The organism is Pseudomonas sp. zfem002 (assembly GCF_032621685.1).
In the GTDB taxonomy this organism is placed as follows: Bacteria; Pseudomonadota; Gammaproteobacteria; order Pseudomonadales; family Pseudomonadaceae; genus Aquipseudomonas; species Aquipseudomonas japonica.
Genome location: NZ_JAVYJH010000012.1, coordinates 93,546 through 113,253 on the forward strand (window position 1 = coordinate 93,546; position 19,708 = coordinate 113,253).

The 19,708-nt window shown below is 68.5% G+C and carries 10 protein-coding genes; 8 read left to right on the forward strand and 2 right to left on the reverse strand.

The genetic code is table 11. The annotated features are described in order from the left end of the window. Positions 1 to 65: 65 nt before the first annotated feature. Positions 66 to 7,412, forward strand: coding sequence for an NEL-type E3 ubiquitin ligase domain-containing protein (locus RTI28_RS15400; protein WP_316921235.1), 7,347 nt, complete (start codon positions 66 to 68; stop codon positions 7,410 to 7,412). Positions 7,413 to 7,449: 37 nt separating this feature from the next. Here RTI28_RS15400 and RTI28_RS15405 read toward each other — a convergent pair whose 3' ends face one another. Beyond that, positions 7,450 to 7,812, reverse strand: coding sequence for a glyoxalase superfamily protein (locus tag RTI28_RS15405; protein ID WP_316921236.1), 363 nt, complete (start codon positions 7,810 to 7,812; stop codon positions 7,450 to 7,452). Between the two features lie 149 nt (positions 7,813 to 7,961). Here RTI28_RS15405 and RTI28_RS15410 point away from each other — a divergent pair, with 149 nt between their 5' ends. Further along, positions 7,962 to 13,505, forward strand: coding sequence for an NEL-type E3 ubiquitin ligase domain-containing protein (locus RTI28_RS15410; RefSeq protein WP_316921237.1), 5,544 nt, complete (start codon positions 7,962 to 7,964; stop codon positions 13,503 to 13,505). A gap of 7 nt (positions 13,506 to 13,512) precedes the next feature. On the opposite strand, the gene RTI28_RS15415 is transcribed toward RTI28_RS15410, so the two are convergent. Beyond that, positions 13,513 to 14,517: an ABC transporter substrate-binding protein gene (locus RTI28_RS15415; protein WP_316921238.1), complete on the reverse strand. Its 1,005-nt coding sequence runs from the start codon at positions 14,515 to 14,517 to the stop codon at positions 13,513 to 13,515. Positions 14,518 to 14,719: 202 nt separating this feature from the next. Between RTI28_RS15415 and RTI28_RS15420 the strand changes: the two genes are divergently transcribed. The 6 genes from RTI28_RS15420 (at position 14,720) to RTI28_RS15445 (ending at position 19,697) form a co-directional block, all read left to right on the forward strand. Beyond that, positions 14,720 to 15,607, forward strand: a complete 888-nt coding sequence (locus RTI28_RS15420) for a hypothetical protein (RefSeq protein ID WP_316921239.1) — start codon at positions 14,720 to 14,722, stop codon at positions 15,605 to 15,607. Positions 15,608 to 15,649: 42 nt separating this feature from the next. Then, positions 15,650 to 16,990, forward strand: coding sequence for an endonuclease/exonuclease/phosphatase family protein (locus RTI28_RS15425; protein ID WP_316921240.1), 1,341 nt, complete (start codon positions 15,650 to 15,652; stop codon positions 16,988 to 16,990). 91 nt (positions 16,991 to 17,081) lie between these two features. Further along, positions 17,082 to 17,300 carry an MbtH family protein gene (locus RTI28_RS15430; protein WP_316921241.1) on the forward strand — a complete coding sequence of 73 codons (219 nt, stop codon included), beginning with the start codon at positions 17,082 to 17,084 and terminating at the stop codon, positions 17,298 to 17,300. Further along, on the forward strand, positions 17,300 to 18,019 hold the full coding sequence (locus RTI28_RS15435; protein ID WP_316921242.1) for a thioesterase II family protein: 720 nt from the start codon (positions 17,300 to 17,302) through the stop codon (positions 18,017 to 18,019). Before RTI28_RS15430 ends, RTI28_RS15435 begins: the two co-directional genes overlap by 1 nt. Positions 18,020 to 18,063: 44 nt before the next feature. After that, the gene (locus tag RTI28_RS15440; protein ID WP_316921243.1) at positions 18,064 to 18,615 is read left to right on the forward strand and encodes a hydrolase; all 552 of its coding nucleotides are present in this window, start codon (positions 18,064 to 18,066) and stop codon (positions 18,613 to 18,615) included. A gap of 5 nt (positions 18,616 to 18,620) precedes the next feature. Then, positions 18,621 to 19,697: a DUF1615 domain-containing protein gene (locus RTI28_RS15445; protein ID WP_316921244.1), complete on the forward strand. Its 1,077-nt coding sequence runs from the start codon at positions 18,621 to 18,623 to the stop codon at positions 19,695 to 19,697. Positions 19,698 to 19,708 lie beyond the last annotated feature (11 nt).

The window sequence follows — 19,708 nt, forward strand, 5'->3', positions numbered from 1 at the left end:
ACCGTTTTCTACCCCGCCGACGGTCATTAGCCTGAACGCCCGATTCAAGGACGAGAGGGCTGCACATGGCCGATCTACCCGCTATCGATACACCCGAACCGAGCGCAACCCCAGGCGATCTTCACTACCGCACGGTCAGCCAGCGCGTCCCGCAATGGCTGATCGCGAGCACGCCGCAACAGCGCCAGGCCCTGCGCGCCAGCGTGCCGCGGCCGATGCCCTGGCTGGCCGAGGCCGGTCAGAACCTGCCCGAGGCGCTTGCCGCCTTGCGCGAGGAGGGGCAGCGCCAGCACGTCCTGGCCCGCGCGGTCGAGGCCGCCCTGCAGGCGCTGCCGAGTGTCGAGGCGTTCGCCGAGCCGCTGCTGCGCAACGCCATCAAGGAGCGCTTCGGCCTCGATCTGGATGTACGCCGGACCTTTCTGTTCAACGCCGCCCGCGCCCGTATCGATGAGGCCCTGATCGACGACGGCGATCCCGTGGTCAGGGCGTTCCAGGTGGTGAAAGCCGCCACCCAGTCGCTGCTGGCTGCGGCCTTGCAGAATTTCGAGGCCTTCGAGGCGCAGGAGGGCGGCATGCGCGACGAGCACCGCCGCTCGACGATCTTCAGCAGCAGCACCGGCCAGCTCCTGGAACCTGCCCGCGAGCTGGATCTGCCGGCCGAGCGCTTCGCCGCGCTGTGCCGCGAACTGGACCTCGGCGGCCAGTACCAGCAGCAGATCGCTGCGCTGTTCCGCCCGCGGCCGGAGGTGGGCAACAGCGAGCAGGTCGCGGTGGCGCGGCGCCAGGACTACTTCAAGCGCTTCGAGGTGTCGACCTTCCGTCTCAACCTGCACCTGGCCTGGCTGCAGTCGTGGATCAGCCAGGACCTCTACGACGAACTGCAGGCGGTGGCGAACAATGGCCCGGCCAAGGGCGAACTCAAGCGCGCCGCGCTGAAGCTGTGGGAGGTGCAGCTCAATGGCATCGTGCTGTTCTTCCGCCTGCAGCCGGGTGGTGCGCTGGCGGGTCGCCTGCTGGTGTACATGCCCGACGAGCCGCGCCAGCCGTTCGAGGAGTTCGAGTCGATCCAGGCGTTCAATCGCTCGCTCTGCGAGCGTCTGCGCGACGCGACCTGGCGCACGTACTTCCTGCGTTTCGTCCCGGCCCGGGAGCGCGACCACCTGTTGCAGCGGATCCACCGCACGCTGAATCCGAAAGTGTGGAACCCGGGCGGCTGGTACGAGGAACGTCCCGACCCCGAGGCCATCCTGCGGCTGGGCCGGGAAACGGTTTCCGGGCCGCTGTTCGACTACCTGCTGCAACGCAAGATTGCCGTGCTCAAGGACGACGGCCTGTTTCACGCCGTCCCCACCGCGCAGGAGGACCACAAGTCGGCGCGGGACAAGGTCAACTACTACCTCGGTGCCGCGTTCAACGTGCTCAACGTGGCCGCGTTCGTCGTCCCGGGGCTGGGCGAGGCGATGCTGGCGGTGAATGCGGCGATGCTCGGCTACGAGGTCTACGAAGGTTTCGACAGCCTGTCCAGAGGCGAGCGGGAAGAGGCCTGGGGCTACTTCATGGACGTCGGCGAAAACCTCGCGATCATGGCCGCCCTGGGCGCGGCGGGGGCCGCGGCGCATCGCTTCGAGGTCAACCTGCCGCTGGCGGTACGCAGCATGCGCCCGGTGACCCTGGCCGACGGCAGCGTGCGCCTGTGGAAGCCGGACCTCGCGCCGTTCGCCTACAGCGTGCGCCTGCCGACCGACCTGAGCCCCGGCGCGAATGGCCTGTACGACTGGCAGGGGCGCGACTGGCTGGCGCTGGAGGGACGCTACTACTCGGTGCGCACCTTGATGGGCGCGGAGCAGGGCTACCGCCTGGAACACCCCGAGCGCTCCTGGGCCTACGAGCCGGAGCTGCGGCACAACGGCAATGGCGGCTGGCTGCACGAAATGGACACGCCCGAGCAGTGGCACGGCCTGCAGCTGTTCCGCCGCCAGGGGCATCGCGAGGCCACGGTGAGCGCAGACATGGCCCGGCGTGCGCTGCGCATCAGTGGCGTCAGCGAGGCGCAGCTGCGGCAAAGCCTGAAGGACAGCCGGCGCCCGCCGGCGCTGCTCACCGACACCCTGCGCCGCCTGGAGCTGGGCGAGCGCCTGGACGCCGCCGGCCGCCTCGACGGCAACGCCTTCGAGCTTGCCTACCGTGACCTGCAGCCGCCGCTGTCGACGCCGGGGCAACTGTTGCAGGGCCAGTTCGCCAGCCTGCCGAACGGCGTGGTCGAAGAGATCATCGCCGGCGCCACGGGGCATGAGCTCGACGACATGGCCATCGCCAGGCGCGTACCGCTGCGCCTGGCCGAAGAAGCGCGGGTCTACCAGCAACAGCTGCGCATCGCCCGTGCCTGCGAGGGCCTCTACCTGGATACGCAAGCCAGTGCCGACAGCGCCAGCCTGATGCTGCATGGCCTGGAAACCCTGGCGCACTGGCCGGGCGAGCTGCGCATCGGGCTGTACCAGGGCGGGGCCGGCGGCCGGCGGCTGGCGGCCATCGGCAGCGGGCAGGGCGAGGAAACCCGGATCGTCTGGGCCGGGCAAAGGCCGCGGGAGTTCTGCCAGGTCCTGTTCGACGCCATCCCTGCCGAGACCCGCACGACCTTCGGCTTCGACACGCCCGCCACCCTGCGCGCCACCTTGCAGGAACAGCCGCTGGCCGCGCAGCAGCGCTTGCGTCAATGGCTGGGCATGCAGCCGCTCAAGCCGGGATTCCGCTCGCCCATGCGCCTGGCGCACGGACGCATTGGCTATCCCCTCAGCGGGCGCGGCGATCCGTTCTTCACCGAGGACGAACTGCTCGACAAGCTGCGGCTGCTGGAGCTGGAAGACCTCTACGCCGAGGATGCCCTGCAGGCGCTGTACCGCGCCGGGATGGACCGTTCGCTGATCAACACGCGCCTGGATCGCCTGCTCAACGAGATGCTGCAACTGCGTACCTGTCTCGATCGCTGGGCCCTGGATTCCGCTGGCCAGGCCCTGGCGCAGGCGCGCCAGCGCGGGCGCGAGCGTATCGGCCAGGCGCTGTGGGACGTCTGGCGGCACGGCGTGCTGCCCGAGCTGGGCCGTCCGACGCCGCGCCTGACGCTGTGGCAGGTGCAGCTGGCGGACCTGCCGACGGAGCTGCCGGCGTTCTTTCGCGAGCGGGTGCGCGAGGTACTGCTGGACGATGTCTGGGAACAGGACGGCGAGGACGATGCGCGGGCCATCGATGGCAACCGCCTGCGCACCCTGGCCTGGCAGTTCCCCGGGGTGACCTCGCTGGACATCCGCAGCGGCGCATGGGCGCCGGGCCTGGCGCAGGCGGTGGCGCATGCCTGGCCGCGGCTCACGGCCCTGGGCTTGCGCGAGCTGGCCCAGGTGATCAGTCACCAGGACCTGCGCGCGCTGGCCACGCTGGCCTGGCTGCGGCGCCTGTCGCTGCGCGGCAGCCGGATCGGCGACATGCCCATCTCGGCGTTGAACGGCATGGTCCTGGACTATCTCGGGCTTGACCTGCTCGGCCTGGAGGAGTGGCCGCAGTGGCTGGACAACCTGGCGCTGGACCGGATCGGCGAGGTATCGCTGGTCGGCAACGCCCTGCGCGAGGTGCCGGCGGCCATCCTTGCCGACGGCGAACGGGTCATCAGGCCGATGCGGATCTTTCTCCAGGGCAACCGTTTCGATCAGCAGGCGATGCTCGACATGGCCCTGGCGCAACGTTTCCAGGGCCGCTTCATCTTCGAACTGGACCTTTCCGCGCACATGACCGACGCGCTCTACCAGCGTGTGCTGGAGCGTGCGCAACTGCAGGCGGTGTTGCACGACTGGGCCGAACCGGTCCAGCCGTCGACGTCGCTGTCGGCCGAGCACCAGGCCTATCGACAGCGGCTGTGCAGCGTCTACCTGGAGTTCTGGCGCGAGGAGGTGCGCGGCACGCAGACCGCCGGGCTGGTCCTCGAAGACCTGGTGCTGGAGGACATGCCGGGCAACCTGCCACCGTTCTTCGCCCCGCGTGTCCAGCGTCTGGAACTGCGCCGCTTCAGCGCCAGGCCAGGGACCCTGGAACGCGTGCTCAGGCAGTTCCCGCAGGTGCGCCAGCTGACCCTGGCCAATGGGGACGCCGGTCTCACCGGCGTCCCCGGGTTCCTCGCTTCGTTCGCCTATCTGCGCCATGTAGCGCTGCTGCACATGGACCTGAGCATCGACCAGACGGCGATGAACGTGTTCGCGCGGATGCCGGCATTGTCCTCGCTGCACCTGGATGGCAACCGCCTGGGCGCGATCAGCGATGTCTCGCGGTTCAACCTGCGCTACCTGAGCACGCTGCGGCTGGCGCAGATGCGGATCGATCGTTGGCCGGCGTGGATCGACCCGTTGCTGCCCGACAGCGTCGGCCTGCTGTGCCTGGATGACAACCAGATCGACGGCCTGCCCGCCCACCTGCTGGAGAATCGCCCGCTGGGCACGGGGGCGGTGGAGATCTCCCTGCGCGGCAATCCCCTGCCGCGCGAGGTGATGATCCAGGCCCATCTGTCGCAGTTTCCCGGGCGTCCCTACCTGTTCATCTTCGACCTGCCCGCTGACGTCGCCGCGATGGAAAGGCCGATCACCCCGGGCGACGGTGCGCCACCCAACACGCCCGAGCCGGAAGGGGCGGCGTCGGACGACGATTCCACCAGTTCCTGGCGAGACCTGCTGGATCGCCTGGACCTGCTGGAACTGGACCAGGGCTTCGCCGGGACGGCCCTGCAGGCCCTGCACCGCAGCGGCCTGGACCGGGATGCGATCGATGCGCGCCTGAACCAGCTGTTCGAAGAGCGCGACGAGCTGCAGCGATACCTCGAACGCTGGACCCGCGAAGGCAACGGCGCACCCCTGGAGGAGAGCGATTCACGCAGCCGTGAGCGCATCGCCAACGCGCTGTGGGGGCAGTGGCGCGACACCCTGCTGCCGGAGATCGAGCGGCCCCTGGTGCCGTTGATCCTGTGGCAGGTGCAACTGGCCGAGCTGCCCCTGGAACTGCCGGATTTCCTGCGCCAGCGGGTGCGCGCGGTGCTGCTGGACGACCCGATCCTGCGCGAGGGCGATGGCGCGCAGCGGACGATCGGCGAAGCCGGTCTGCAGACCCTGGCCCGGCAGTTTCCCAACCTGGTCTCGCTGGATATCCGCGGCGGCGAGTGGAGCAGCGGCCTGGCGCAATGGATCGCGCGCGCCTGGCCGCAGCTCGCGGCGGTGGGCCTGCGCGAGCTGCACGGCATGCTCGGGCACCAGGACCTGCGCGCGCTGGTCAGCTTGCCGCAGCTGCGGCGCCTGGAACTGCGTGGCAGCCGTTTGCGCGACATGCCCGCGGCGACGCTGCACGGCGCCCATCTCGACTACCTGGGCCTGGACTGGCTCGACCTGCAGGAATGGCCGCAATGGCTGGACAACATCGCGCTGGCGCGGATCAGCGAGCTGTCGTTGGTGGGCAACCAGTTGAGCGAGGTGCCGCTGCGCATCCTCACCGAGCTCGGCACCCAGGCCAGGCCGCTGCGGGTGGCTGCGCAGGGCAATCAGTTCGGCCACCAGGCGCTGCTCGACATGCTCCTGGCCGAGCGCTTCCGCGGCCGTTTCAGCTTCGACCTGAACCTGTCCCCGGGGCTCGCGGACGTGCTGCATCAGCGCGTCATGGAGCGGGTGCAACTGCAATCGGCCCTGGAGCTGTGGGTCGATCCGGCCCTGACGCCGGCCATGCAGGAGCCCGAGCAACTGACCTACCGTCACCGCATCGCCGGCGAGCTGCTGAACCACTGGCGCGAGGAGGTGCGCGGCGGCAGTACCGCGGTGTTGAGCCTGAACAACATCGTGCTGGATGATTTTCCCGGCAATCTGCCGGCGTTCTTCGGGGCACGGGTGCAGCGCCTGGACCTGGCCCGTTTCCAGGGCGGCGCGGCGAGCCTGGAGCGCTTCATCCGCCAGTTCCCGCAACTGCGCGAGTTGTCGCTGATCAGGGGCGAGTCGGCCCTGCAGGAGGTGCCCGTGTACCTCGAGCAGATCAGCCAGTTGCGCGAGCTGGCGCTGGTGCACATGGGCATGACCATCGACCAGGCAGCGATGGAGGCGTTCAGCCGCATGCCCTTGCTGTCCTCGCTGCAGCTCGACGGCAACCGCCTCGGTGCGATCACTGACGTCTCCATGCTCAGCCAGCGTTTCTTCGGCTTCTTCAGCATGGCGCAGATGCAGATCAGCACCTGGCCGGCCTGGCTCGGCGCGCTGTTGCCCGATGTGATCGAGCTGCTGTGCCTGGATGACAACCAGCTCAGCCTGCTGCCGGAACCGTTGCTGGAGAATCGCCGCACGGTGACCGGCTCGGTGGAGATTTCCCTGCGCAACAATCCGCTGACCCGGGAAACCCTGATCCGTGCGCACACCTCGCAGCACTTCGACCGGCCTTATTCCTTCACCCTCGACCTGCCCGAGGACATCGCCGCGATGGAGTATGAAATCCATACCTCCGATTCCGAAGACAGCGACCTGGTGGAGGAGGACCCGATGTCGGACAACGATCCCTACGCCACCTGGGAGACCGGCCGGGTCGACCAGGACCTGCGCAACCAGCTGATCTGGAGTGGCCTGGCCGCGCGCGGCGATGCCGGATCGCTGCTTGGGCTGGTCAACCAGCTGCGCTTCAGTGCCGACTACCGCTCGATGGTGACCCGTCCCGAACTGATCGAGCGGGTCTGGACCGTGCTCACCGCGGCCGCGCGGGATACCGAGCTGCGCCAGACCCTCAACGGCATGGCCGAGGAACCGGTGCAGCAAGCGCACAGCCATGAAACCTGCCCGGACGGCATTCGCCTGGAGTTCAACCAGATGGAGTTCCAGGTCCATACGCGCCAGGCCTTGCGCGAGGTCAGCGACGAAGACCGCGGTCCCAGCCTGTTCCGCCTGATGCGCAGCATCTTTCGTGCGCAGACCCTGGACCGCATCGCCCGCGAGCAGAGCAATGGCCGCGATGAAGCCGAGGTGCGCCTGGCCTATCGCCTGCGCTGGGCCGAAGCGTTGCAGTTGCCGGCGCCGCCACGCAGCATGCTGTATCGCGGCGCGGCCAACCTGGCCGCGGGTGAGCTGGATCAGGCCATGACCCGCCTGCAGTTGGAGGAGGCCGGGCCGGAACTGCAGCGCTTCGCCGGGCAATGCGATTTCTGGGTCGCCTACCTGCGCGAGACCTTCGCCGAGCGCTTCAAGTCGCTCAGGCAGACCTACGAGGCGGCGGTCCTCAATGCCATCGATGCCTACCCGGACGAAAGCGCCGAGCAGTCGTCGACGCGCATCGCGGCACTGGAACAGACCTTCAAGCAGGATGAGCAGGCCCTGCTCGAACACCTCACCCTCGAGTACGCGATGAACACCGCGTGAGCCGCGGCGGGCGCCGGGGCCAGAGTCGTCCCGGCGCTCAATCGCTCAATTGGCAGAAACGCAGGCGGTTGCCGGACGGGTCCGCCACTTCCATCTGCCATCCCCAGCCCACCTCCGTCGCCGCCGGCCGCGCATAGCCATGGCGCTTGTCGGCCAGCTCGCGCTCCAGCGCGGCGATGTCCGCCACCGGCAGGAACACCGTCGAGCCCGGCGTGGCATCGCCGTAATGCTCGGTCAGGTGCAGCACCACGTCGTCGCGGCGGATCTGTGCATACAGCGGCAGGTCCGTGGCGAAGCGGTGCTCCCATTCCAGGCTGAAACCGAGGAAATCGAGGTAGAAGTTCTTGCTCTGCTCGACATTGAACATGCGCAGGACGGGAATGGCGCGTTGCAGATTCATCGTGACTCCGGGAGGGATCGGGGAAGGGTGTTATTTATAGGCCAGAATTGCTGATCGCCGAAGGGCCTGGCCGACAAGAATTTCGCGGTGTTCGCGCGGCTGTCCGCTGGCTAGTCTGGAGCGCCCGATCAGCAAGGATGGTGATTGACATGGCGATACCAGAAGGACCCCCGGCGCTGCCGGATGAACGCGCGAGCCGGGATCGGCAGGCGTATGCTGCGATAGCCGACCGGGCTCCGTCCTGGCTGCTGCAGACCACCAGCCAGGCCCGGCGCGGCCTGGCCGGGCAGGCCCGGGAAGCGATCCCCTGGGTGAGTCGGGCCATCAGCGAGATGCCGCAGGTGGTCGCGCACCTGCACGACGACTATCGCGAACATGCCGCCCTCGACGTTCGCGTCGCGGCCTGGCTGCACGACCTGAGCGACCCGCAGCGCTTCGCCGCGCCGTTGCTCGAGGCGGCCCTGCGGGAGCGCTTCGGTCTCGACCTGGACCTGCGGCAAACCTGGCTGTTCAACCCACGGCGCATGTACTCGGACGACTCGTTTCTTGCCGCGTCACGGGACTGGGCGGTGGAAAACTTCAAGGCATTTCGCCTGGCCTGCCAGCCGTTGCTGACGGTCGCCCTGCAGAATTTCGAGGCCTGGGAAAGCGCGCCGGGTGGCATGGATCTGGCGCTGACCAAGGCGCGCATCTTCACCGTCGCGCCGGGCCAGTCCCTCTGGGAGGGCAGCGACCTGGCCATCGCCCCCGAGGCGTTCGCCGCGCTGTGCCGCGAGCTTGATCTCGGGCGCCTGTACCAGGAGCGGATCCGCCAGACCTTCGCCGAGCAGGGCGCGAACGGCCAGGGCGATGGACCGGCGCAGGCCGCGAGACAGCAGCTGTTCAAGCGTCACGAACAGTCCGGGTTGCTGTTGCTGCTGCACCTGGCACGCCTGCAGGGCAAGGTCGGCGAGGTGCTGTACCAGGCGGTCGGGCAACTGGCCAAGGGGCGCGCGGCGACGGTCGCCGACGTCGCCTTCAATGCGGACTGCCTGACCCTGTGGGGGGTCGAGCTGCGCGGCATCGTGGTCTTCGGCGGCGATCGTACGTCGCGCGATGCACCTGAGCCGATCGTGGTGTACATCCCTGACGATCCGCTCGAGCCGCTGCGTGAACACGCCTCGTTCCAGGATTTCCTCGCACGCCTGCGCGACCGTCTGCTGCAGGCCGACTACCTGACGTTCTTCCAGCGCTTCATGCCGCTGCGCGAGCGCGCGCAGTTGCTGGAGAAGCTGCGCCAGGCGTTTCACCCCAAGGTGTGGAATCCCGGTGGCTGGTACGAGGAGGTGCTCGACCGCCAGGCCAGCCTGCCGTTTCGCGAGGGCAACCTGGGCACACCGCTGATGACCGCACTGTTGCAGCGGAAAATCGCCGGGCTCAAGGACGACGGGCTGTTTCTCGCGGTGCCGACGGCGACGCAGGACCACAAGAGCCTGGAGCAGAAGCTCGCCTATTTCGCCCAGGCGGGCCTGGTCGCCCTCAATGCGCTGGCCTTCGCGGTCCCTGTGGTGGGCGCGGCGATGCTGGTGTTCGGTACCGCGCAGCTGGCCCATGAGGTCTACGAAGGCATCGGCGACTGGACCCGCGACGAGCGCGAGCAGGCCTGGGTCTACCTGCTCGACGTGGTGGAGAATCTCGCCCTGGTGGCCGCCCTCGGCGCGCTTGGCACACCTGTCCCGGGCCGCCCCGGCGGCGCCTTGCCGGCGCTGCCCGAGGCGCTGCATCCGGTGCGCCTGGACAACGGCGCGACGCGCCTGTGGTCGCGCGACCTGACCTCGTTCGCCCATGACCTCAGCCTGCCGGCCGAGTCGACAGTGGATGCGCGCGGCCTCTACACCTACCAGGGCAAGCGCTGGCTGATGCTGGACGGGCGCTGTCACGCGGTGGCCGCCCGGGCCGATGGCAGCACCTACCTCGAGCACCCCTGGCGCCTCGACGCCTACCGCCCGGCGGTGCGCTACCACGGTGGCGGGGTCTGGCTGCACGAGCTCGACCGACCGCGGGAGTGGGCGGGTCTGGCGCTGTTCCAGCGCTTCGGCCTGCTGGCCGAGGGGCTCGACGAGGTCCAGGCCCGGCAACTGCTGGTCATCAGCGGCTGCCATGAAGCCGAGCTGCGCCAGGCCCTGGTCGATGGCCAGCGTCCGCCGGCCCTGCTCCTCGATTGCCTGGAGCGCTTCCAGATCCATCGCAGCCTGCTGCGTAGCGGCGAGGTCCTCGGCAACGAACAGCAGGTGCACTGGTTCAACGAGCGCTACCGCACCCCGGGAGCGCCGCCGAGTGCTCAGCAGTTGGTCATCCTGCGCGATTTCGGCGGGTTGCCGCGGCGCATCGTGCAGGAACTGCTGACCCACGCCAGCGCGGCGGAGCGGGCCGTGCTCAAGACGCAACGGGTACCGCCACGGCTGGCCGAGGAGGCGCGCCTGTACCTGCAGAGCGTGCGCCTGGCGCGGGCCTACGAAGGCCTGTACCTGAGCCCGCTGGGTAACAACGACAGCACCCGGCTGATCCTTCACAGTCTTGCCGCGCTGCCGGGCTGGGCCGAGCAATACCGCATCGAGATCCGCGCGCTGCGCGCCAACGGTCCGTTGCTCGACAGCATTGGCCCGTTGCCGGCGGTGCATCAACGGGTGCTGGTGAAGACGGTCGAGGGCTATCGCACCGCGGAGGAGCCGGAACGGGCCGCCGGCGATCTGTTCGATGTCGTGCTGCGCACCCTGACCGTGGCGCAGCGTGCGTCCCTCGGTATCGCACCGGGGCAGGACGGTGCGGCGTTGCGGCGCAGGGTGCTGGCGTCGCCGCTGGAGCGCCGGCAATTGCGCCGGGTGCTGCACATGCAGCCGGTCAGGCCGGCCATGCGCTCGCCGATGCGCCTGGCCAATGGCCGGGCCGGCTATCCGCTGAGCGGGCGCGGGCGCCTGGCCCCGCTGGTCAGCGACAACACATTGCTCGACCAGATTCGCCTGCTGGAGCTGCCGGATGTGTTCCCCCGCGACCTGCTGCAGCAGTTGCGTGCGCTGCGCTTGAGCCCCGAGGCGATCGATGCGCGCCTGCAGACCCTGCTCGACGAGCGCGAGCAGTTGCGCGACCTGCTGCCGCTGGGCGAGGCGCCGCGGCCTGCGCCCGACAGCACGACGCTACTCAGCGACCGCCAGTTGATCGAACTGTCGCTCTGGCAGCACTGGCGCGACAACCTGCTCCCGGAAATCGGCCGCAGCGGCGTGCCGCTGAGGTTGTTCGCGGTGTCGCTGGAGGCGTTTCCGAGCCAGCTGCCGGCGTTCTTCCGCGCCCGTGTGCAGGCCCTGGAGTTGTCCGGCGTCACGGTGCCGCCGGCGACCCTGTTGCCCGACGACGCGGGGGTGCTGCGCTACGAGGACCGCCTGCAGCAACTGCTGCGCGCCTTCCCGCGGGTCACCGCGCTGGAGATCGATGGCATGGAGGGCCACTCGTTGCTCGACCTGCCGCGCATCGTCGTCGGGGCCTATCCGCGCCTGGCCGAACTGCGCTTGATCAATCTGCACCTGCCGCTGGCGCAGGAGCTCCTGGACGAGCTGTGCCGGCTCGGCGAGCTGCGCCACCTCGACCTCAGCGGCAACCGTCTCAGCCACCTGCCGGTGCGCCTGGTCGACAGCCTCGACCTGGACTTCCTCGGCCTCGATCGCCTTGGCCTGGAGCATTGGCCTGAGTGGCTGGACAGCGATGTCCTCGAGGGTATCGGCCGGGTGTCGCTGCGCGACAACCGCCTCACCGGCCTGCCCGCGGCGCTGCGGGTCAACCCCGCGCAGGCTGCGCACAGCACCACGCTTGCCCTGCGCGGCAATCTGTTCTCGCATCAGGCCCTGATCGGCATTCGCGCCAGCGCCTGGGGCGGGCGTCGGTTCATCTTCGAGATGGATTTTCCGCCGGCGGTGGAAAGCATCGTCGAAGGCATGATGAGCGAACGCCAGGCCCTCGCCGATGCCATCGACGACTGGCTGGCGAGCAGCCGCGCGGGCAACGCCGAGCGCCTGGCGCCGCGGCGTTCGCTCGGCGATGCGCTGCTGGCGGGCTGGGTCACCCAGTTCGATGGCTCCACGGTGCGCTCGCTGGTCCTCGAAGAGCTGCGCCTGGAGGACTTTCCACCGAGCCTGCCGGGGTTCTATTTCAGCCGCATCAGTCGCCTGGAACTGATCCGCCCCGGCGGTGACCTGGCCCAGCTCGACGCCTTCGTCGCGCGCTTCGACCGCCTGGAGCAGTTGAGCATCGCCCACGCGGCGCTGGACCGCCTGCCCGCGGCACTCGGCCGGCTGGCCGAACTGCGCCAGCTGGCGCTGACCGATGCCGGCCTGCTGGTGGATCAGCGGATCATCGACGAGCTGGCGGACATGCCCAGGCTCACCTCGCTGGACCTGGCGGGCAACCGCCTGGGCGAGATCAGCGATGCTTCGCGCTTGAGCCGCCTGTCGCTCAACCTGCTCAGCCTCGAGCGCATGGAGATCAGCCACTGGCCGGCCTGGCTCGACGGCTTGCTGCCGGGGCGGATCCAGTGGCTGAACCTCAACCACAATCGCCTGACCACGCTGCCGGGGCATCTGCTGGAAAACGCCGAGACGGCCAGTGGCAGCACGGAAATATCCCTGGAAGGCAATCCCCTGAACGAGGAAACCCTGTTCTCCGCCCATCTCTCCGAAGGCCTGTCGCGTCCCTATGCCTTTCACCTGGACCTGCCCGAGCATCTGCGCCGGCTCGGCAGCAGCTGGCGCGGCTCCAGCTCCGGTGGTGGCAGTTCGGTGGGGGGCTCGGTGGTGGACCTGATCAGCGTGGATCTCTTGCTGGAGCAGGGCGCCGCCGTCAACGAGCAGCGCCGCCAGCTCTGGCAACAGCTGGAAAGCAGCGGCGATGCCGAGGATCTGCTGGGGCTGGTCGGGCGCCTGCGGCATACCGCCGAATACCGCAATGGCCTGACCCGCCCGGATCTGCTCGAACGGGTCTGGCAGGTGCTCACGGCCAGCGCCCAGGACGCCGAGCTGCGCCTGATCCTCAATGGCATGGCCGAGGAGCCGCTGCGCCAATTGCGCGATTTCGATACCTGCCCCGACGGTATCCGCCTGGAGTTCAACCAGATGGAAATCCTCGTGTTCACGGAGCAGGCCCTGCGCGCCGTGGCTGCCGAGCAGCGCGGGCCGGCGCTGTACCGCCTGATGTGCCGCCTGTACCGGCTGCAGGAGCTGGACAACCTCGCCCGCCGCGACAGCGGTGCGCGGGATGAGGCGGAGGTGCGCCTGGCCTACCGGCTCAACCTGGCCAACACCCTGGACCTGCCGCTGGCACCGGAGCAGATGCTCTACGCCGGTTCCGCCAGTCTCCAGCCCGGTGAGCTGGATCGCGCTGCGGCGTGGGTGCGCCAGGGCGAGAGCGGCCAGGCGTTGCTGGACTACGCGGCGCAGCGGGATTTCTGGCTGGCCTACCTGCGCGACGTGCATGCCGCGCGTTTCACAGCCCTGCGCGAGGCCTTCGAAGACGAAGTGCTGGGTCTGGATGATCGCTATCCGGACGACACGCCGGTGCAGACCAGCGAACGCATCCAGGCCCTGGTCGAGCAGCGCAAGCGTGATGAAGCCGCACTGGTCGGTGAGCTCACCCACGCCCAGGGACTGCGCCTGGAGTCGTCGCCTTAGGCGCTGATCACTGGCCGGCCAGCCAGGCCTCGACCTTGCGCCGCGCCTCGTCGCTCGGCCAGGGTCCCCAGATCCGCGGGTTGTCCTTGAGGAAGGCGCGCGCGGTCTGCGCCGGGTCCTGGCGTTGCTCGCTCATGCGCGCGAGCACGGCGTTGAGCAGGTCGATCGGCAGGTCGACCCGGGTGAAGAAGTCCACCAGGTCCGGGTACTGCTCGCGGAAGGCCTTCGACACGCCGATCGACAGCTTCGCCGGTAACGAGCGGCTGCCTCTGGGCGCCGGGTTGGCGGGGTCGGTCAGGGTTGCCCAGGCCTGTGGGTCGAAGGTGGGTTCCTCTAAACGCACCAGCTTGAAACGGCCCATCAACGGCGTTGGCGACCAGTAGTAGAACAGCACCGGTTTGCCGCGGCGGATCGCCGAGGTGATCTCCGCGTCCAGGGCCGCGCCGGAACCGCTGCGGAAATTGCTGTACAGCCCGTCGAGGCCGTAGGCCTTGAGCTTCTGGCTGTTCACGGTCTCCGAGGTCCAGCCGCTGGGGCTGTTGAGAAAACGGCCCTTGCCCGGGGCCTCGGGGTCGGCGAACAGCGCGGCGTAGCGCTTGAGGTCGTCGACGCTGCGCAGGTCCGGGGCCAGCGGCGTGATACCCCGCTCGGCGTCGCCCTTGATCACGAATTCAGGCACCCACCAGCCTTCGTCGGCGTTCTTCACCGTGTCGCCGAGGGCGAACACCTGGCCGGCCTGCTCGGCCTTGACCCAGGCCGGGCTGCGTCCGGCCCATTCCTCGGCGATCACCTGGATGTCGTTGCGCGCCAGGGCCACCTCCATGCTCACCGTGCTGCCGGGCAGGGTATCGGTGGGGTAGCCGTAGCCGTGCTCGACGATCAGGCGCAGCACTTCGGTGGTGAAGCTGCCGCTTTCCCAGGTGATTTCGCCGAAATGGATGGGCGTGCGCGGGGCGGCCAGCGCCGACAGGCTGAGCAGGGCAGTGCAGAACAGCAGGACCAGGCGTTTCATGGGCAAGGCTCGCAGGTGGGGTGGGCTCAGTGTAGACAGCGCCTGCGGCGCCACGACTCCCCTGGAAAGCCAAGGGCGCCAGGCGGCGCTTTGTCCTGTCGCGACGGGCCTTGTCGTATGGCCCGGCGGCCCTGGCGGTGACAGACGCTGCGCGGCGAAGTTGCTGAAGTGGAGCCTTCTTCCAACAGACGGAGCCTGCCTCATGCAGAAGATCTGGACCACCTCGAGCCCCCACGCCATTTTCGACCACAGCTACAAGACCGCGGCGACCACCGAAGAGGGGTGTCGCGCCGTGCACTTCAAGGGCCGCCTGTACTGTGTCTACATCGATGGGCTGCGCGACCTGGACGGGGTCAAGTTCATCAGCCGGGCGTCGAATGCCAGCCTGTGGAGCGGACCCGGCACGGTCAGCGATACCCCCGCGCGGGCGCAGCCGTGCATCTTTGTCTTCAGGGACCAGTTGCACGTGATCTACGCGAGCACCCTGGGCACGACCCTGCTGTTGACCCTGGACGAGGCCTCGGGGCTGTTCGTCCTGACCCGCACCCTGGCGCTGAACCTCGCCGGGACGCCGTCGGCGGCGGTGCTGGAAGGGCGCCTGCAGCTCTTCTATCACGCAATCGGCAGCGAAACGAACCTCTGGTGCCGTTCAACCCTCGACCTCAACGAGTGGAACCGCGCCGAGGTGGTGAAACGTGATGGCAACTACAGCATCGCCACCCGCCTGGACTCGACCGCGATCACCTACCAGCGGCTGGTCCACCTGATCTACAAGGACGCAGCCGGTGGCTTCTACCTGCTCAAGTACGACGGCATCCGGCAATGGACCCGTGCCCAGCTGCTGCTGGGCAACGACTACCCGGACCCGCCGGCGGCGGTGGTGCACAACGGCTTGCTCAAGCTGTTCTTCAACGAAGCGGCGGGCGATACGAAACAGGCCGGTGCCAGCTACAACGTCCACCAGTATGCCTACGACGGCAATGTCCTCGGCCCGGCGATCGTCAGCACCCACCTCGGTGCGACCAACAGCATCGGCGCCGCGGTACAGGATGGCGTGCTCAACATCCTCTACCGCGGCAAACCCGATTAAGCGTACAGGCCACCACTCCACCCTTGCCGACGGGACATGCCCATGCCAATCGACAACACGATACGTCGCTACATCGACAGCCACCTGGTCGACAGGTTGACTGACGATGCATTCATCAACGAAACCGAAGTCATCCTCCTCGACATCTTCGAGCTGCTCGCCTCGTCGCCCTACAACGCGCAGCCCACGGCCTCCTACCTGGCGTACGTGATTTCCCGCCAGTACATGCGCAGCGCGAACCAGGCGCAGCAGTGCCGTTTCGCCCAGCGCATGAGCGCGCTGCTGCGTCGCCTGTACAACGACCCGGCCACCGCCGCCCTGCTGGCCCAGCCACGCCGCGAGCGCGGGCTGGAGCTGTTGCTGGTGCTCTATCGCATGCACTACGTGCTGACCATGAACGGCCTGCTGGCCGACAACGGGCCGCTGGAACTGGATATCGGCGACCCGCTGCGCGCCCTGCAGTCGATCATCGGCGCCGCCTACGGGCCCTGGCAGGGGTTGCTCCAGTTGCAGGGCGGGCTGCGCGACTACTATCACTGCCGCATCCGCCACCAGGATGGCGCCTCGCTGATCGAGATCGGCCGGGCCCGCAGCGCCTCGGTGGGCCTGGAACTGCGCCTGGTCACCTGGAACATGCAGGGCACCGCGGCCACCGCGGAAAACAAATGGCGCACCTATGTGCTGCAACTGGCCCGGCGCCACGACGTGGTGGTGATCCAGGAGGCCGGCGCCCCGCCGAGTTCCGCCGAGCTGGTGCTGCGCAGCCAGGTGGCCGATCAGTTCGGCATGGTCCAGGAGGTCGACCAGTACCTGTGGCACGCCGGCACCAGCAGTCGCCCGGAGTCGTACCAGGTGTATTTTCTCGACGTGCAGCGTCTGCGCGTGAATCTGGCGATCGTGGTCCGCTCCAGCGCCCAGCTGGATGTACGCGATGTACGGGTGGTCGCCGACGGTGTGTGGGAGTCCGGTACGCTGCCGGTGGCCCGGCCGGCCCTGGGCCTGCGCCTGCGTCGGCGCGGCGAGGGCGCGGTGAATCGCCAGGAGGTCACGGTGTACAACGTCCACGCCTTGTCCGGCGGCGGCGCCAACGCACCGCGGCTGGTCCGCGAGATCAGTTGGCACACCGACACGCCTTATGCGGTGCTGGGTGACTTCAACCGCGATCCGCGCCCGCCGGGAACGGGTGGGGGCAACTGGGTCTCGCCGGAAAGCCTGGCGCGCATCTATCCGGCCAGCGGCAATACCCACCCGGCCACGGCGCCCGAGCACATGCTCGATTACGCTCTGGTCAACGGCACCACCGAACCGGTGCAACCGGGGGTGGTGGAGGCCCCCGGGCCGTCCGATCACCTGGCGGTGAGCTACCTGGTGCATTTCTCCTGAGCGAAAGGGCTAATTTTCCGTGACGCGGATTCGTTATCCAGCCAGTTGTCCCGCGTCACGGGCAATCCCATTTTTCAGAAGGAGACCGGCAATGACTTCCGTTTTCGATCGCGACGACATCCTGTTCCAGGTGGTGATCAACCATGAGGAGCAGTATTCGATCTGGCCTGACTACAAGGCCATTCCCCAGGGCTGGCGTGCGGTGGGCAAGAGCGGCCTGAAGAAGGACTGCCTGGCCTACATCGACGAGGTGTGGACCGACATGCGTCCCCTGAGCCTGCGCCAGAAAATGGCGGCGGCAGCCTCCTGATGTCGTCACTGACGCTGCTGTGCCTGCCGTATTCCGGCGCCAGTGCCATGGTCTACAGCCGCTGGCGGCGCAAGCTGCCGGCCTGGATCGAGGTGCGCCCGGTGGAGCTGCCGGGCCGTGGCGCACGCCTGGCCGAACCGCTGAGCACCGATCTCGCCGCCCTGGCCCGACAACTGGCCAGCGAACAGAGCCTGGCTGCGCATCGCCCGTATGCCATCCTCGGCCACAGCCTGGGCGCCTTGCTCGCCTGCGAGCTGGCGCATGAGCTGCAGGCGCTGGGCTGTCCGCCCCCCGTGGCGCTGTTCGCCTGCGGTACCGCCGCGCCCAGCCGCCGTGAAGGCTATGACGGTCCCGAGTGGCGCGAGCCGAAGAGCGATGCCGAACTGATCCGCGACCTGCGCGACCTGCAGGGGACATCCGAGGAAGTCCTGGCCAACGAGGAACTGATGGCGCTGATGCTGCCGATCCTGCGCGCCGATTTTCTCCTCTGCGGGCGCTACGTCTATCGCCAGCGTCCGCCGCTGCGCTGCCCGCTGCACGTGTTCGGCGGCGCGGACGACCGGGCCAGCGAGGCGCAGTTGCTGGCCTGGCGCCAGGAGAGCCAGGGCGAATTCTCCCTGACGATGTTCCCCGGCGGCCACTTCTTCATCCACGAGCAGGAGGAGCGCGTCCTCGCGGCGCTGGCCGGCGCGCTGCAGCCATTGCGTCTGAGCGCCTAGCGCCGCATAGTCGGGAGCATTTCCGACTGCAAGGAACTTGCGCAATGCTGATCGACGCTTCCCGGGCCACGCTGCTGGTCATCGACGTCCAGGAGAAACTCATCGGCGCGGTCAGCGACCCCGCCGGTACCCTGGCGCGGACCCGCTGGCTGCTCGCCGCCACCGCCGAGCTGGGCCTGCCGACGGTGATTTCCGAGCAATACCCCAAGGGCCTCGGGCCTACCGTGGGCAGCCTGCTGGAGGCCGCGCCGGGGGCCACGGTGGTGGAGAAACTGCACTTTTCCTGTGTCGCCGGCGAATGCCTGCCGGCGTCGCTGCTGGCGCGCGAGCAGGTGATCGTCTGCGGCATGGAGACCCATGTCTGCGTGCTGCAGACCGTGCTGGAGCTGTTGGAGAGCGGCAAGCAGGTATTTGTCGTCGCCGATGCCTGCGACAGTCGCACGGCCGCCAGCAAGAGTGCCGGGCTCGAGCGCATGCAGGGCGCCGGCGCGCAGATCGTCACCCGCGAGATGGTGCTGTTCGAGCTGATGCGCAGCTCCAGCCATGAGAAGTTCCGCCAGATCAGCAAGACCTTCCTGGTCGGGGAGCAGCCCTGAGCGGCGTGCCCCGCTGGTTGGGGTTCGGCCTGCTGGCGCTGCTCGCCGGCTGCGTCGGCCCGCGCGGCGGCGAGGAGCCGGCGTTGTCCGAGGCACAGGTGCGGGCCCGGGTCGCCGCCTTGCTGCCGGCCAGCGTCGCCGACCGCCCGGGCTGGGCGCGGGATATCCAGGCCGCGTTCACCGCGCAGAAGCTCGCTCCCAGCCAGTCCAATATCTGCGCGGTGCTGGCGGTGACCGAGCAGGAGTCCACCTTCAGCGCCGATCCGAAAGTGCCCAACCTCGGGCGCATCGCCCGCGAGGAAATCGATCGTCGCGCGGCGAAAGCCCTGGTTCCCAAAATGCTGGTGGATGTCGCCCTCGACAGCCGTTCGGGCAACGGCAAGACGTGGAACCAGCGTCTTGCCGCGGTGCGCAGCGAGCGTGAACTGAGCGAGCTGTATGGCGAGCTGATCGGCTCGTTGCCGTTGGGCAAGACCCTGCTTGGCGGTTTCAATCCGGTGCGTACCGGCGGGCCGATGCAGGTCAGCATCGACTTCGCCGAGGCCAATGCCCGCGACTATCCCTACGCCCATGACGGCAGCATTCGCCAGGAGGTGTTCAGCCGGCGTGGCGGGATGTATTTCGGCATCGCCCACCTGCTCGGCTACCCGGCCAACTATGCGCGGCCGCTGTATCGCTTCGCCGACTTCAATGCCGGTTGGTACGCCAGTCGCAACGCGGCCTTCCAGAGCGCCTTGAGTCGGGTCACCGGGGCGCAGTTGGCACTGGATGGCGACCTGATCGCCCATGGTTCGATCCTGCCGGGGAGTACCGAGAAAGCCGCGCGGCTGCTGGGCGAGCGCTTCGGCATGCGCAATCCGACCCTGCGCGAGCAGTTGGAGAAGGGCGAGGGGGCGGCGTTCGAGGAGACCCGCCTGTACCAGCAGGTCTTCGCCCTGGCGGACAAGCAGGCTGGCAAGCGCGTGCCGCGGGAGGTGCTGCCGGGGATCCGCCTGGAGAGTCCGAAGATTACCCGGCAGCTGACCACGGCCTGGTTCGCCAAGCGGGTCGATGAGCGTTATCAGCGCTGCATGAAACGGTAACCCGACGCTGA

What these genes read in the sequence shown, in the direction of transcription:
- RTI28_RS15400 (WP_316921235.1), top strand. Translation starts at nt 66, where the DNA reads ATGGCCGATCTACCCGCTATCGATACACCCGAACCGAGCGCAACCCCA.
- RTI28_RS15405 (WP_316921236.1), bottom strand. Translation starts at nt 7,812, where the DNA reads ATGAATCTGCAACGCGCCATTCCCGTCCTGCGCATGTTCAATGTCGAG.
- RTI28_RS15410 (WP_316921237.1), top strand. Translation starts at nt 7,962, where the DNA reads ATGGCGATACCAGAAGGACCCCCGGCGCTGCCGGATGAACGCGCGAGC.
- RTI28_RS15415 (WP_316921238.1), bottom strand. Translation starts at nt 14,517, where the DNA reads ATGAAACGCCTGGTCCTGCTGTTCTGCACTGCCCTGCTCAGCCTGTCG.
- RTI28_RS15420 (WP_316921239.1), top strand. Translation starts at nt 14,720, where the DNA reads ATGCAGAAGATCTGGACCACCTCGAGCCCCCACGCCATTTTCGACCAC.
- RTI28_RS15425 (WP_316921240.1), top strand. Translation starts at nt 15,650, where the DNA reads ATGCCAATCGACAACACGATACGTCGCTACATCGACAGCCACCTGGTC.
- RTI28_RS15430 (WP_316921241.1), top strand. Translation starts at nt 17,082, where the DNA reads ATGACTTCCGTTTTCGATCGCGACGACATCCTGTTCCAGGTGGTGATC.
- RTI28_RS15435 (WP_316921242.1), top strand. Translation starts at nt 17,300, where the DNA reads ATGTCGTCACTGACGCTGCTGTGCCTGCCGTATTCCGGCGCCAGTGCC.
- RTI28_RS15440 (WP_316921243.1), top strand. Translation starts at nt 18,064, where the DNA reads ATGCTGATCGACGCTTCCCGGGCCACGCTGCTGGTCATCGACGTCCAG.